This window comes from Bacillus sp. URHA0034, from assembly GCF_056280405.1.
This window is the reverse complement of sequence record NZ_JBWCDK010000002.1, coordinates 2890821-2906728: the sequence shown is the minus strand read 5'-3', so window position 1 is coordinate 2906728 and position 15908 is coordinate 2890821. Positions and strand designations below refer to the sequence as shown.

Sequence of the window (15908 nt, the reverse complement as noted above, 5' to 3'; positions counted from 1 at the left end):
TACGGAAACTTGCTTCTCCTAGCCCCCTAGAGAGCTAATGCTTTTTTATTATCCTGTCCAGAATAGGCATTAGCAAAACGAACACCTTCCTGAACAATTCTATTTTCCTAAACAAAATTGTGAGAACAATTGATCAATCAGACTCTCATGAACACTATCACCAATGATTTCACCAAGCAGCTCCCACGTCCGAGTCATATCGATTTGAACAATATCAATGGGAACACCCATTTCAACCCCTTCAATGGCATCTTCGATTGTTTGGAGACTCTGATTCAGCACCGCAATATGGCGGGTGTTTGATACATAGGTGATATCTCCCGCTTCAATTGACCCTGAGAAAAATAAAGAAGAAATCGCTTCTTCAAGATCATCGACGCCGCGTTCCTCTAACAAAGAGGTTGTCACCAATTTATGCTCTTTAGTAAGTTCATGGACCCGGTCCAAATCAATTTGCTGCGGAAGGTCTGTTTTGTTTACTATAACAATAACATCCATTCCCTTGACCACTTCAAATAAATTTTCATCTTCTACTGTCAGCTGATCTGAATAATTCAGCACAAGTAAAATCAGATCAGCCTCTTTTAAAACTTGGCGGGAACGTTCCACACCAATTCGCTCAACAATATCTTCCGTTTCTCGTATTCCCGCAGTATCTAATAATCGAAGTGGAACACCACGAACATTTACATACTCTTCAATTACATCCCGGGTTGTCCCTGGGATATCCGTAACGATTGCTTTATTCTCATGAACAAGGCTATTTAATAGGGAGGATTTTCCGACATTGGGCCGGCCAACAATGACAGTTGACAATCCTTCCCGTAATATTTTTCCCTGTTCTGAGGTCTGCAGCAGTTTTTGGATTTCTTCCCGTACAAAATGAGCCTTTTCTAAAAGCATTTTATGTGTCATTTCTTCGACATCGTCATATTCCGGATAATCGATATTTACTTCCACATGGGCTAAAACCTCTAAAATTTCCTGCCTTAATGTTCGAATTAATTTAGAAAGACGGCCTTCCATTTGCCCTAAAGCGACATTCATCGCTCTGTCTGTTTTTGCCCGAATTAAATCCATCACGGCTTCAGCCTGTGATAGGTCAATTCGTCCATTTAAAAAAGCCCGTTTGGTAAACTCTCCTGGTTCGGCCAATCTTGCTCCATACTTTAATACCTGCTGAAGGACTCGATTGACAGAAACAATTCCTCCATGGCAATTAATTTCGACTACATCCTCTTTAGTAAAGGTTTTTGGTCCCTTCATCACCGAAACCATTACCTCTTCGATGACCTCGCCATTTTTCGGATCCAGCAAATGCCCGTAGTGAATGGTATGGCTGGAAACATCGATTAGCTTTTTCGCTCCGATGCCTTTAAACAGCTTGTCCGCAATTGGGATCGCCTTCTCACCACTCAAGCGCACTATGGCAATAGCGCCCTCCCCCATCGGTGTCGATATTGCCGCAATTGTATCGTATTCCATTTACTTCACCTCACAAATAAAGATTCAATCTATATATGATCCTAAATTTTATATCCAAAAAAATAGAATACCACATCAGTTTCTGTTAAAAAAGCAAACCACTTCGACCATCTTACTTATCCACAGTCTTTGGATGTACTTATATTATTTTAACTTATCAACATGTGAATAACAATAAGCTGAAACCCGCACCTTCTTTTTGATGATCGGCAAAAGTTATCAACAGTCTTAATTTTTAAAAATAAGCATAAAAAAAGACACTCTACTTGGTAGAGTGCCTTTCATGTTAACCTGCTTTTCTGCTGCTAGTTATCTTCTTACTGGGGTGATGACAATAAATCGATGTGGTTCAGATCCATCAGAAAATGTCTTAACGCGTTTATTATCAGATAAAGCACTATGAATGACTTTACGCTCATAAGAAGGCATCGGTTCTAAGGCCACATCTTTTCCTGTCTTGACAGCCTTACCGGCAAGCCGATGGGCCAACTGAATTAGTGTTTCACTTCTTCGATTCCGGTAATCTTCAGCGTCCAAAATTACAGTTAAATATTGATTCGAAGAACGGTTAATGACCAACTGAGTCAAATATTGTAGTGAGTTTAGGGTTTGACCTCTTTTTCCGATTAAAAGCGCAATCTTTTCCCCCGTCATCACAAAGGTCACTTGTTTACCATCTCGTCTGATTTCAATTTCTGCGGGTGCACCCATTTGTTCACTAACTTGTTCTAAAAACTTCTTCGCCTCTTCAACTGGATCAAGGATAACTGTTACTTTGACAACAGCAGGCCTGGATCCAAAAATTCCGAAGATCCCTTTTTTGCCTTCATCGATTATATCCACATCTGCGCGGTCTTTGGTGGTATTTAATTGAGCTAAAGCTGATTCTACTGCTGCTTCGACAGTTTGTCCTGTAGCAGTTACCTGTTTCACTTTTTTGCTCCTCCCGCATTACCGGCGGCCTGCGCCTTTAGGTCCGGTCCTTTAATAAAATAGGTTTGTACAATCATAAATATATTTCCGACAACCCAATAAAGTGAAAGGGCTGCAGGGAAACTAAACGCAAAGAAAATAATCATAATTGGCATCATCCAGACCATCATGGCCATTTGTGGATTTTGCTCTTGTCCTGCCATCATAATTTTTTGCTGAATAAAAGTCGTAATCCCTGCCACAATCGGCAAGATATAATAAGGGTCTTTTTCTCCGAGATCAAACCATAAAAAACTATCAGAGGCAATTTCTCTCGTTCTTGAGATTGCATGATAAAAACCAATTAAAATCGGCATTTGTATGATTAATGGGAAACATCCAGCCATTGGGTTGACACCGTGCTTTTGAAAGAGTGCCATTGTTTCCTGCTGAAGCTTTTGCTGTGTTTTTTGGTCTTTAGAGCTATATTTTTCACGAAGCGCCTTCATTTCGGGCTGCAAAGCCTGCATGGCCTTTGAGCTCCTTGTTTGCTTGACCATAAGCGGCAGGAGCACTAAACGAATGACAAGAGTTACCACAATTAGTGACAATCCATAGCTTCCCCCAAGCAGATGTGCTCCCTCTTTAATCAACCAAGATAACGGATAGACAATATATTCATTCCAAAAACCTGTGCTTTCTGATGTAATCGGCTTTTTAATTTCACTGCAGCCAGTTAAAAATAAGAATACAGAAAGGACGCCGAACGAAAGTAATATTCGTTTATTCAACCAAAATTTCCTCCTTACCTATATTAAGTAAAATAATGTTTGATATGTAATTTCTTTATTTATCCTATTTCGACAAATCTCACCCACACACTTTTGCTTTCATTTTAGCATTTTTATGGAGCGGATGTCTTTATTGTTTTAGGTTTATTAAAACTATTTTTAGAAAGGTTAGTTTTTCTTCAATACTTTCCCAACCTTCAACACATGGGTAAGACTCTTCTTCACTTCAAAAAAGTCCATTTCAGCAACAGGCTTCCTGGCGATGATTACATAATCTTTCCCTTTTGTAAGTTGATCCTGCATTTCCATGACGGATTGTCTCACAAAGCGTTTAATTCTATTTCTGGTAACAGCATTCCCAAGCTTTTTACTGACAGATAAACCGATTCGAAAAAAGTCTTGTTCCTCTTTTTCTAATGAATAGACCACAAATTGCCGGTTTGCAAACGACTGGCCCTTCTTAAAGGCCGCTTGAAAATCGTTATTCTTCTTTACTCGGAATTCTTTTTTCATAAAAAAAACTCCTTTATCTAGGTTTATACTATGAGAATTGTCTAGCTGCAGCGCCTAGGGGCCCGGGGCCCCCGGTCAAGGCACTTCCGCTTTTCTAATAGCGCTTCCACTATAATTGAAAAAAAGACCACTGAGACGTTTCAGTGGCCTAAGCTGATAATACTTTTCTTCCTTTTAGACGACGGCGAGCAAGAACCTTACGTCCGTTTGCTGAGCTCATGCGACTACGGAATCCGTGAACTTTACTATGTTTACGTTTATTTGGTTGATATGTTCTTTTCATATATGACACCTCCCTGAGGAATAGCTATCAAATTTAAATCTTAATTGACAGTCCTACTTATTATAAGGACGGATACTTGCAATTGTCAACATCTCTCTAAAGATTATTCCCTATTTCCATTATTTCTCGGTATGAGTTCTTACCTGACAAGAAATTCTATCGGTAAGATGCCGAACGATTAAATTTTATATTCCTCGCTAAAATCACTTTAAAAATTTGTAGATCCAGCACCACTTTTGAGGTTGTGGATAAAATTTCGACATTATTTTTATTATCCACACATGATATTGACAGGTTTTACACAAACCTTCAGCTTGTGGACAAATTTTACACACAGAATGTTATACTTGTGGATAAACTGTGAAAAAGCATTGCACCCTAAGCAATTATTTGTTATTATATTTGTGTTTTCACTCTGAATAACTTCATCAACAGAAAAGTGTTATCCACAATTTGTGGATAACATGTGGATAGTTTATCCTAGCATTCTGTAAAAACTTGTCCACAAGCGGTGGATATTGTCGAAACTCCACTTTACTTCCTTATTATAAGTTTTTCCACAATCACTGTTTTGTATATTTATAAATTAATAGGTTGTACTGCCGGTATAATCTTGTTTTCACGGGACATGATGCCGTTGATAAATATTCCTTTGGAGTTAGACTGTAATAGAGAGAGTGTCTGTTAAGATATATGGTTTTATAAATTTAAAAAGGAGGGATACTAGTTGGAAAATATTGCAGACCTTTGGAATGCAGCGCTGGCCAATATCGAGAAAAAGATAAGCAAGCCTAGCTTTGATACCTGGCTTAAATCAACAAAAGCCCATTCCCTTCAAGGCAATAACCTGGTGATTACCGCTCCTAATGAATTTGCAAGAGACTGGCTAGAAGAGCGTTATTCTCAGTTAATTTCGGGAATCCTTGATGAAATTACCGGTGAAGAGCTATCTGTAAAATTTATTATTCCGCAAAATCAAAATGAAGCTGAAAATGATGTCCAGCTGCCGCCCAAAAAGGTTAAAAAAGATGATGATCATGTCGAATTCCCACAGGGAATTTTAAATCAAAAATATACATTTGATACATTTGTTATCGGCTCAGGAAATCGATTTGCCCACGCAGCATCGCTTGCAGTAGCAGAAGCACCAGCGAAGGCTTATAATCCCTTATTTATTTATGGGGGAGTAGGACTCGGGAAAACGCACTTAATGCACGCGATTGGCCATTATGTTCTAGATCATAATCCAGCTGCAAAGGTAGTTTACCTATCTTCTGAAAAATTTACGAACGAATTTATTAACTCGATTCGTGACAATAAAGCAGAGAGTTTCCGCAATAAATATCGAAATGTCGATATCTTACTTATTGATGATATTCAGTTTCTGGCCGGAAAAGAATCAACCCAGGAAGAATTTTTCCATACCTTTAATGCCCTGCATGAGGAAAGTAAACAAATCATTATCTCAAGTGACCGCCCGCCTAGGGAAATTCCCACACTTGAAGACCGGCTCCGTTCACGATTTGAGTGGGGCTTGATCACAGATATCACTCCGCCTGATTTAGAAACGAGAATAGCGATTCTCCGAAAAAAGGCAAAGGCGGAAGGTTTAGATATTCCTAATGAAGTGATGCTATATATAGCGAATCAAATTGATTCCAACATCCGTGAGCTTGAAGGTGCACTCATTCGCGTAGTAGCTTATTCTTCTTTAATCAATAAAGATATCAATGCAGATCTAGCAGCAGAGGCATTAAAAGATATCATCCCTAGCTCTAAGCCAAAGGTCATTACGATCCATGAAATTCAAAAGGTAGTTGGGGAGCATTTTAGTATTAAACTTGAAGACTTTAAGGCAAAAAAGCGGACAAAGTCTGTTGCCTTTCCACGGCAAATTGCCATGTACTTATCACGTGAATTAACCGATTATTCCCTGCCGAAAATAGGAGAAGAATTTGGGGGACGTGACCATACAACCGTCATTCACGCACATGAAAAAATCTCAAAGCTCCTTCAAACAGATTCAATGTTTCAAAAACAAATGAAGGAACTACATGAACTTTTAAAAATATAGTTAATTTTTTTTGTTTAAACTGTGAATAACTTCTTAGAATCTATACACAGTCTGTCCACATGTGGATAGGCTGTGTTTCTATTGAAAATTGTAGTTATCCACATACTAACAGGGCCTACTAGTACTTCTACTATTTTTTAAAAAATAATATTATATGTAACAGCAATAAAAATATGCATAATACGGAGGATTAAATGCGATGAAATTTATCATCCAGCGGGACCACTTAGTTCAAAGTGTTCAAGATGTTATGAAGGCTGTCACTTCTAGAACGACCATACCTATCTTAACGGGGATTAAAATTACAGCTTCAGCTGAAGGAGTTACGTTAACCGGAAGCGACTCAGACATATCGATTGAATCATTTATTCCTAAAGAAGAGGATGGAGCTGAAATTGTTGAAATTAGACAACCAGGTGCAATTGTCCTCCAAGCCAAATTTTTTAGTGAAATCGTTAAAAAGCTCCCTACGGATACCGTGGAAATAGAAGTTCTTGGTTCGTTACAAACCGTTATTCGCTCTGGTAAGTCTGAATTTAACTTAAACGGCCTTGATGCAGAAGAATATCCACATCTTCCGCAAGTCGAGGAGAACAACAAATTTCACATCGCAACTGATCTTCTAAAAGCGATGATCCGCCAAACACATTTTGCTGTGTCCACCTCAGAAACACGCCCCATCTTGACAGGTGTAAACTGGCGGATTGAAAATGAAGAGCTAACCTGTATTGCAACAGATAGCCATCGTCTTGCTTTACGAAAAGCGAAAATTGAATCAGAAAGTCATGAAAACTATAATGTGGTCATTCCTGGGAAAAGCTTAAATGAATTAAGCAAAATTATTGCTGATTCGAATGAACTAATTGATATTGTGATTACAGAGAATCAAATCTTATTTAAAGCGAAACACTTATTATTTTTCTCAAGATTATTAGAAGGGAATTATCCTGATACATCAAGATTGATTCCTGATGAAAGTAAAACAGATGTGACTGTTAATACCAAAGAGTTCCTACAAGCTATTGATCGTGCTTCCCTTTTAGCTCGTGAAGGAAGAAACAATGTTGTTAAGTTGTCTACTATCGAGGGAGGAACAATTGAAATATCATCGAATACCCCCGAAATTGGAAAGGTAGTTGAAGAAATTCAGAGCCAGTCCATAGACGGAGAAGAGTTAAAAATTTCATTTAGTGCAAAGTATATGATGGATGCTTTAAAGGCATTAGAAGGAACGGAAATTAAAGTAAGCTTTACCGGTGCAATGCGTCCGTTTGTCATTCGTCCGCTGCATGATGAAACGATTTTACAGCTTATTTTGCCAGTTAGAACATACTAAATTAAAGCAGTTTACAACCTATAAGCCACCATATCACTGGTGGCTTCTTTATATGACAAGTCAGGTTCTACTGCGTTACTTCACCGCAGTCCTAGAACGTTTACTTTTATTTTTTTCGAGTTTCCTTTGTGTCCGACTAATTTTTTTAGTAAAATAAAGTATTGGGACCATTTTTAGAAATGAGGATGAAAAGATGCCTGAAAAAATTAAATTGGATACCGAATATATAACATTAGGGCAATTTTTAAAGCTGGCTGATGTGATTCAAACAGGCGGTATGGCCAAATGGTTTTTAAGTGAGCATGAAATATTTATCAATGGTGAGCAAGACCAAAGAAGAGGGAGAAAGCTTCGCGTTGGTGACAAAGTCCAAATAGCCGGCTTTGGGGAATTTGTAATTAGCGAGTAGCTAAAGGATGTTGTTACCATGTATATAGAAAAATTAGCACTTAAAGATTATCGGAACTATGACGAGTTATTCGTCGAGTTTGAAAATAAGGTAAATGTTATTTTGGGAGAAAACGCTCAAGGAAAAACCAATGTAATGGAATCCATCTATGTGTTAGCAATGGCCAAGTCACATCGAACGTCTAATGATAAAGAACTTATTCGCTGGGACCAGGAGTATGCTAAAATAGAAGGAAGGGTTCAAAAGCAGCACAGCTCCCTGCCCTTGCAGCTGGTGATTTCGAAAAAGGGAAAAAAGGCAAGGTTGAACCATATTGAACAGCAAAAATTAAGCCAATATGTTGGAAACTTAAATGTAGTCATGTTTGCACCAGAGGATTTAAATATTGTTAAAGGCAGCCCTCAGGTACGAAGACGATTTATTGATATGGAGATTGGTCAGGTATCACCGATTTACTTACATGATATGAGCCAATATCAAAAAATACTTCAACAACGCAACCATTATTTAAAAATGATGCAAATAAAAAAACAAAGCGATCCAACCATGCTTGAAGTCTTAACTGAACAATTTATTAACATGGCTGTAAAGGTTGTTAAAAAGAGATTTGAATTCCTGAGATTACTCGAAAATTGGGCTAAACCTATTCATCAAGGAATTTCAAGAGGCTTGGAAACACTAGAAATTATGTATAAACCTTCAGTAGAGGTATTAGAAGAACAAGATTTGTCGAAAATGATAGAAAGCTTTCAGGAAAAATTCGCCAAGGTGAGAGTAAGGGAAATGGAACGAGGAACTACCTTGTTTGGCCCGCATCGTGACGACTTATTGTTTTTCGTTAATGGAAGGGATGTTCAAACATACGGCTCCCAAGGGCAGCAACGAACAACCGCCCTCTCTGTTAAACTGGCTGAAATTGAATTGATTCATAATGAAATTGGTGAATATCCAATTCTTTTGCTTGATGATGTTTTATCCGAATTAGATGATTACAGGCAATCCCATTTACTCAATACCATTCAAGGGAAAGTTCAGACATTTGTCACCACGACAAGTGTAGAAGGAATTGATCATCAGACATTAAAAGATGCTTCGACCTATATCGTGCAGGCAGGCACCATAAAGAAGGTTAATTGAGGTGGGTCAATGTATATTCATATCGGGGAAGATTTAAATATAAGGGCAAAAGATATTATTTCAATATTAGATAAAGAGAGTGCCAATCAATCACCATTGGTGAATGAATTTTTGGATAAACAAAGTGAAAGAGTCATTAACTTGTCTAAAAACCCCTATAAATCAGTCATTATTACATATGACAAGGTTTATTTATCCCCCATTGCTTCAGGAACATTAAAGAAACGTTCAAATCAAATGAGTATACATGATTTTTAATATAAATTTTTATATTTATAGTTTATTTAGAGATATTTTTGTCAGAAGGTGTAGGTGAACAAGTATGACTTTGGAACAGAAAGCAGTAGAGGGAGCATACGGCGCTGATCAAATTCAAGTTCTCGAGGGACTTGAAGCAGTACGGAAAAGACCTGGTATGTATATTGGTTCAACAAGCGGAAAAGGTCTGCATCATCTTGTTTGGGAAATTGTTGATAATAGTATTGATGAGGCCCTGGCAGGTTACTGTGATGAAATTAATGTCATCATTGAAGAAGATAATAGTATCACCGTAAAGGACAATGGCCGTGGAATACCAGTTGATATTCAAGAAAAGATGGGCAGACCAGCCGTCGAAGTAATCATGACTGTACTTCACGCAGGTGGGAAATTTGGCGGCGGAGGTTATAAGGTTTCCGGCGGTTTACATGGTGTTGGTGCATCGGTTGTTAATGCCCTTTCTACCGAACTTGAGGTTAACGTTCATCGTGACGGTAAAATTTATCAGATTATATTTGAACGTGGTGCGGTAGTCTCAGAACTAAAGGTTATTGGAACTACTGACAAAACCGGAACGATCACTCATTTTAAACCAGATAGCCAAATTTTTACGGAAACATTAGTGTATGAATATGATATTCTGGCTACTCGTTTACGTGAGCTTGCCTTTCTTAACAGAGGAATAAGAATTACAATTGAGGATAAACGTGGTGAAAATAAACGGAATGAATACCACTATGAGGGTGGTATCAAATCGTATGTTGAACATTTAAATCGTACAAAAGAAGTAGTCCATGATGAGCCTATCTACATGGAGGGAGAAAAAGACGGCATTAGTGTTGAGGTCGCACTCCAATACAATGAGGGCTATACAGAAAATATTTACTCTTTCGCTAATAATATTCACACCTATGAAGGCGGTACACATGAATCAGGTTTTAAAACTGCTTTAACAAGAGTTATCAATGATTATGCTAGAAAAAGTGGCATATTCAAGGAAAGTGATGCAAACCTTTCAGGCGAGGATGTTCGTGAAGGGATTACAGCGATTGTTTCGATCAAACACCCTGATCCTCAATTTGAAGGACAAACAAAAACAAAGCTTGGAAATTCAGAAGTCAGAGCAATTACTGACACAGTTTTTGCAAGTACGTTTGATAAATTTTTATTGGAAAATCCAACCGTGGCAAGGAAAATTGTTGATAAAGGATTGATGGCATCCCGGGCAAGACTTGCTGCCAAAAAGGCTAGGGAATTAACCCGCCGCAAAAGTGCATTAGAGGTATCCAGTTTGCCTGGGAAATTAGCAGATTGTTCTTCAAAGGATCCTTCAGAGAGTGAATTGTACATCGTTGAGGGTGACTCTGCCGGCGGATCAGCAAAACAAGGACGTGATCGTCATTTCCAAGCGATCCTGCCACTACGTGGGAAAATTCTTAATGTGGAAAAAGCACGTTTAGATAGAATTCTTTCAAACAATGAAGTCAGAGCAATGATTACGGCGATAGGGACTGGAATTGGAGAAGACTTTGATATTTCCAAAGCTCGTTACCATAAAGTGGTCATTATGACAGATGCCGATGTGGATGGTGCTCATATTCGTACGCTTCTTTTAACGTTCTTTTACCGCTTTATGAGAAAAATTTTAGAAGCTGGTTATGTATATATTGCCCAGCCGCCTCTTTATAAGGTACAGCAAGGCAAACGAATTGAGTATGCTTATAACGACAAAGAACTTGAGCGGATATTTGCGGAGCTGCCAGCTACACCAAAACCTAATATCCAACGTTATAAAGGTTTAGGGGAGATGAATCCTGAACAGTTATGGGAAACAACGATGGATCCTGCTTATAGAAGTATGCTCCAAGTAAGTCTTGAAGATGCAATTGAAGCCGACGAAACTTTTGATATGCTAATGGGTGAGAAGGTAGAACCACGTCGTAACTTCATTGAAGAAAATGCACAATACGTAAAGAATTTAGATATATAAAAGTCGGAGGGAGGTAGGTAATATGACTGAAACACCCAATTCAAAAGTAAGCGAAATTAATATTAGTCATGAGATGAAGTCGTCCTTTCTAGATTATGCGATGAGTGTTATTGTTTCTCGTGCCCTTCCAGATGTTCGTGATGGGTTAAAGCCAGTTCATCGCCGTATTTTATATGCGATGCATGACCTTGGCATTCATGCAGACAAACCATATAAAAAGTCTGCGCGTATCGTTGGGGATGTTATCGGTAAATATCACCCACATGGTGATTCTGCTGTTTATGAAACCATGGTTCGGATGGCACAGAATTTTAACTATCGTTATATGCTAGTAGATGGACATGGAAACTTTGGATCTGTTGATGGTGACTCAGCGGCCGCTATGCGTTATACAGAATCAAGAATGTCCAAAATCTCTATGGAATTACTAAGAGATTTAAACAAAGATACTATCGATTATCAAGACAACTATGATGGGGAGGAAAGAGAGCCGGTTGTTCTGCCGGCGCGATTCCCTAACCTTTTTAGTAAATGGGACAACCGGGATTGCCGTTGGTATGGCAACCAATATTCCGCCACATCAATTAGGGGAAGTTATTGATGGGGTATTAGCAGTAAGCCGCGAACCTGAAATTACTATACAAGAATTGATGGAAATAATTCCAGGTCCAGATTTTCCAACTGGCGGTATTATTATTGGCCGAAGCGGAATTAGAAAAGCATATGAAACAGGCCGCGGATCGATTACTATCCGTGCTAAAGTGGAAATTGAACAGAAGTCCAACGGTAAAGAAGTCATTATCGTTAATGAAATTCCATATCAAGTAAATAAAGCGAGATTAATTGAAAAAATTGCTGAGTTAGCCCGCGATAAAAAGATTGAAGGCATCACCGATCTTAGAGATGAATCTGACCGCCGCGGTATGCGGATTGTTATTGAGGTCCGTAAAGATGCAAATGCAAATGTACTGTTAAATAACTTATATAAACAAACAGCACTACAAACCAGTTTTGGAATAAACACATTGGCACTAGTAGATGGACAGCCCAAAGTGTTAAGCCTAAAGCAGTGTTTAGTTTACTATTTAGACCATCAAAAAGTGGTCATTCGCCGAAGAACATTGTTTGAATTAAACAAAGCAGAAGCACGTGCACATATTTTAGAAGGGTTAAGAATTGCACTTGATAATTTAGATGCTGTCATTACCCTGATCCGAAGCTCTCGTACAACGGATATTGCCCGTGAAGGCTTAATGACCCAGTTTAATCTTTCTGAAAAACAAGCTCAGGCCATCCTTGATATGCGTTTACAGCGTTTAACAGGATTAGAAAGAGAAAAAATTGAGGATGAATTCCAAAGTTTGATGAAGTTAATTGCGGAACTAAAAGCAATTTTGGCCGATGAGGAAAAAATTCTCGAGATCATCCGTGAAGAATTATTAGAAATTAAAGAACGTTTCAATGATAAACGCCGGACAGAAATTGTCATGGGCGGTATTGAAAATATCGAAGATGAGGATTTAATTCCACGCGAAAATATCGTTATTTCGTTAACCCATAATGGCTATATTAAACGGCTCCCAGTGTCCACTTATCGTGCGCAGAGACGCGGCGGCCGGGGTATACAAGGAATGGGAACAAATGAAGACGACTTTGTTGAACATCTAATTACTACTTCGTCCCATGATACGATTTTATTCTTTACCAATAAAGGGAAGGTTTATCGTTCTAAAGGATATGAGATACCGGAGTATAGCAGGACAGCTAAAGGGCTTCCGATTATAAATCTGCTTGGTATCGAAAAAGGTGAGTGGATCAATGCAATTATTCCTGTAGACGAATTTGTGGATGATTGGTTCTTATTCTTCACAACGAAGGAAGGGGTCTCAAAGCGTTCACCACTGTCATCGTTTGCCCATATCCGTAACAATGGTTTGATTGCGTTAAGTCTGCGTGAAGGAGATGAATTAATCTCTGTTCGTCTGACTGATGGGACCAAACATATCATTATTGGTACTAAGAAAGGCATGCTAATCCACTTTCCTGAGACTGACGTCCGATCAATGGGACGTACGGCAACAGGGGTCAAAGGGATTACTCTTGATTCAGATGATGAAGTAGTAGGTATGGAAGTAATAGAAGAAGATAACGACGTACTAATTGTAACCAAAAATGGTTATGGAAAACGTACTCCTGCATCTGAGTACCGGATTCAAGGCCGAGGTGGTAAAGGGATTAAAACCTGCCATGTCACAGAGAAAAACGGAAACCTAGTCTCCATGAGAGCTGTAACTGGAGAAGAAGATATCATGCTGATTACAACCGGTGGTGTGTTAATTCGAACTGATGTTGCAGGTATTTCACAGATGGGTCGAAATACACAAGGTGTTAAACTGATCAATTTAAAAGAAAGTGAAAATGAATTTGTTGCAACCGTAGCAAAGGTTGAAAAAGAAGAGGAACTAGAGCAAGATGAAGCTGCTCTAGTTGATAGCAATGAAGCAGTCCTTGATGAAGGCCAAGATGACAGCCTTCCTGAAGGTGAAGAATAATTTTGATTAAAAGGAGCACTTTCATGTGCTCCTTTTATTATGACCAAAAGTTGGAGCGGCTATATAAAATTTATTCGAAAAAATTGTTGACTTCATTTGATATGGGTGGTATATTAATAAAGTCGCTTCGGGGCGATGGTTGTTCTTTGAAAACTAAACAAACAAAAACGTCAACAAACAATAATATTCATTTCTTAGGAAATGAAGCCAACGTAACAAATTGAGCTAAATCAACTTTCTTGGAGAGTTTGATCCTGGCTCAGGACGAACGCTGGCGGCGTGCCTAATACATGCAAGTCGAGCGAATCAATAGGAGCTTGCTCCTGTTGGTTAGCGGCGGACGGGTGAGTAACACGTGGGCAACCTGCCTGTAAGACTGGGATAACACCGGGAAACCGGTGCTAATACCGGATAATCCTTTTCCTCTCATGAGGAAAAGTTGAAAGTCGGTTTCGGCTGACACTTACAGATGGGCCCGCGGCGCATTAGCTAGTTGGTGAGGTAACGGCTCACCAAGGCGACGATGCGTAGCCGACCTGAGAGGGTGATCGGCCACACTGGGACTGAGACACGGCCCAGACTCCTACGGGAGGCAGCAGTAGGGAATCTTCCACAATGGACGAAAGTCTGATGGAGCAACGCCGCGTGAGCGATGAAGGCCTTCGGGTCGTAAAACTCTGTTGTTAGGGAAGAACAAGTACCGGAGTAACTGCCGGTACCTTGACGGTACCTAACCAGAAAGCCACGGCTAACTACGTGCCAGCAGCCGCGGTAATACGTAGGTGGCAAGCGTTGTCCGGAATTATTGGGCGTAAAGCGCGCGCAGGCGGTCCTTTAAGTCTGATGTGAAAGCCCACGGCTCAACCGTGGAGGGTCATTGGAAACTGGGGGACTTGAGTGCAGAAGAGGAAAGCGGAATTCCACGTGTAGCGGTGAAATGCGTAGAGATGTGGAGGAACACCAGTGGCGAAGGCGGCTTTCTGGTCTGTAACTGACGCTGAGGCGCGAAAGCGTGGGGAGCAAACAGGATTAGATACCCTGGTAGTCCACGCCGTAAACGATGAGTGCTAAGTGTTAGAGGGTTTCCGCCCTTTAGTGCTGCAGCTAACGCATTAAGCACTCCGCCTGGGGAGTACGGCCGCAAGGCTGAAACTCAAAGGAATTGACGGGGGCCCGCACAAGCGGTGGAGCATGTGGTTTAATTCGAAGCAACGCGAAGAACCTTACCAGGTCTTGACATCCTCTGACACTCCTAGAGATAGGAATTTCCCCTTCGGGGGACAGAGTGACAGGTGGTGCATGGTTGTCGTCAGCTCGTGTCGTGAGATGTTGGGTTAAGTCCCGCAACGAGCGCAACCCTTGATCTTAGTTGCCAGCATTCAGTTGGGCACTCTAAGGTGACTGCCGGTGACAAACCGGAGGAAGGTGGGGATGACGTCAAATCATCATGCCCCTTATGACCTGGGCTACACACGTGCTACAATGGATGGTACAAAGGGCAGCAAAGCCGCGAGGCCTAGCCAATCCCATAAAACCATTCTCAGTTCGGATTGTAGGCTGCAACTCGCCTACATGAAGCCGGAATCGCTAGTAATCGCGGATCAGCATGCCGCGGTGAATACGTTCCCGGGCCTTGTACACACCGCCCGTCACACCACGAGAGTTTGTAACACCCGAAGTCGGTGGGGTAACCGCAAGGAGCCAGCCGCCTAAGGTGGGACAGATGATTGGGGTGAAGTCGTAACAAGGTAGCCGTATCGGAAGGTGCGGCTGGATCACCTCCTTTCTAAGGATAATGCAGTCCTTATGGACTGATAAGAAGTTGACCGTTTTTTGTTTGTTTAGTTTTGAGGGAGCAATCCTCTCAAAATATTTTATGGTATGGGCCTATAGCTCAGCTGGTTAGAGCGCACGCCTGATAAGCGTGAGGTCGATGGTTCGAGTCCATTTAGGCCCACCATACTTCATAACGGGGTCTTAGCTCAGCTGGGAGAGCGCCTGCTTTGCACGCAGGAGGTCAGGGGTTCGATCCCCCTAGACTCCACCAATGATGATTAAAAACGTCGAAATTCGTTCTTTGAAAACTAGATAATCGTATAGAAGAAACCAAGTAAAAACCGAGTAAAATCGCCATTTTAGTTTTTCTCTCTATTTTAAATAGAGTAAAA

Annotated in this window: 11 protein-coding genes, 2 tRNA genes, 1 rRNA gene and 1 pseudogene; 10 read left to right on the top strand and 5 right to left on the bottom strand. The window is 40.2% G+C overall.

The genetic code is table 11. From position 1 onward, the window contains the following. Nucleotides 1-99 precede the first annotated feature (99 nt). The 5 genes from mnmE to rpmH all read right to left on the bottom strand — a co-directional run bounded on the left by mnmE (nt 100) and on the right by rpmH (nt 3984). Complete coding sequence (gene mnmE, locus ACZ9EE_RS16065) at nt 100-1485, bottom strand: tRNA uridine-5-carboxymethylaminomethyl(34) synthesis GTPase MnmE (protein ID WP_476028513.1); 1386 nt, start codon at nt 1483-1485, stop codon at nt 100-102. A 309-nt stretch (nt 1486-1794) separates the two neighbouring features. Then, nucleotides 1795-2418 carry an RNA-binding cell elongation regulator Jag/EloR gene (gene jag / locus ACZ9EE_RS16060; protein ID WP_476028511.1) on the bottom strand — a complete coding sequence of 208 codons (624 nt, stop codon included), beginning with the start codon at nt 2416-2418 and terminating at the stop codon, nt 1795-1797. Continuing rightward, nucleotides 2415-3188, bottom strand: a complete 774-nt coding sequence (gene spoIIIJ, locus ACZ9EE_RS16055; RefSeq protein WP_476028509.1) for a YidC family membrane integrase SpoIIIJ — start codon at nt 3186-3188, stop codon at nt 2415-2417. Before spoIIIJ ends, jag begins: the two co-directional genes overlap by 4 nt. Before the next feature lie 168 nt (nt 3189-3356). After that, a complete protein-coding gene (rnpA, locus tag ACZ9EE_RS16050) occupies nt 3357-3701 on the bottom strand; it encodes a ribonuclease P protein component (protein ID WP_476028507.1) in 345 nt (114 codons plus the stop codon). A gap of 148 nt (nt 3702-3849) precedes the next feature. Then, entirely contained in the window at nt 3850-3984 is a 135-nt protein-coding gene (rpmH, locus tag ACZ9EE_RS16045) for a 50S ribosomal protein L34 (RefSeq protein WP_007084526.1), read from the bottom strand. A gap of 727 nt (nt 3985-4711) precedes the next feature. Between rpmH and dnaA the strand changes: the two genes are divergently transcribed. From dnaA to ACZ9EE_RS15995, 10 genes and pseudogenes are all read left to right on the top strand, one after another. Next, on the top strand, nt 4712-6058 hold the full coding sequence (gene dnaA, locus ACZ9EE_RS16040; RefSeq protein WP_476028505.1) for a chromosomal replication initiator protein DnaA: 1347 nt from the start codon (nt 4712-4714) through the stop codon (nt 6056-6058). Nucleotides 6059-6257: 199 nt separating this feature from the next. Continuing rightward, on the top strand, nt 6258-7394 hold the full coding sequence (gene dnaN / locus ACZ9EE_RS16035; protein WP_476028503.1) for a DNA polymerase III subunit beta: 1137 nt from the start codon (nt 6258-6260) through the stop codon (nt 7392-7394). 193 nt (nt 7395-7587) lie between these two features. Continuing rightward, entirely contained in the window at nt 7588-7803 is a 216-nt protein-coding gene (gene yaaA, locus ACZ9EE_RS16030) for a S4 domain-containing protein YaaA (protein WP_098530203.1), read from the top strand. An 18-nt stretch (nt 7804-7821) separates the two neighbouring features. Next, nucleotides 7822-8940 carry a DNA replication/repair protein RecF gene (gene recF / locus ACZ9EE_RS16025; RefSeq protein ID WP_476028500.1) on the top strand — a complete coding sequence of 373 codons (1119 nt, stop codon included), beginning with the start codon at nt 7822-7824 and terminating at the stop codon, nt 8938-8940. A gap of 9 nt (nt 8941-8949) precedes the next feature. Continuing rightward, on the top strand, nt 8950-9198 hold the full coding sequence (remB, locus tag ACZ9EE_RS16020; RefSeq protein ID WP_476028498.1) for an extracellular matrix regulator RemB: 249 nt from the start codon (nt 8950-8952) through the stop codon (nt 9196-9198). Between the two features lie 64 nt (nt 9199-9262). Continuing rightward, nucleotides 9263-11188: a DNA topoisomerase (ATP-hydrolyzing) subunit B gene (gene gyrB, locus ACZ9EE_RS16015; protein WP_476028496.1), complete on the top strand. Its 1926-nt coding sequence runs from the start codon at nt 9263-9265 to the stop codon at nt 11186-11188. Between the two features lie 22 nt (nt 11189-11210). After that, nucleotides 11211-13740, top strand: a pseudogene (gene gyrA / locus ACZ9EE_RS16010) (DNA gyrase subunit A). A 236-nt stretch (nt 13741-13976) separates the two neighbouring features. Next, nucleotides 13977-15526: ribosomal RNA gene (locus ACZ9EE_RS16005) — 16S ribosomal RNA — on the top strand. A gap of 97 nt (nt 15527-15623) precedes the next feature. Further along, nucleotides 15624-15700, top strand: a tRNA-Ile gene (locus ACZ9EE_RS16000). A gap of 11 nt (nt 15701-15711) precedes the next feature. Beyond that, nucleotides 15712-15787: transfer RNA gene (locus ACZ9EE_RS15995), tRNA-Ala, on the top strand. Nucleotides 15788-15908 lie beyond the last annotated feature (121 nt).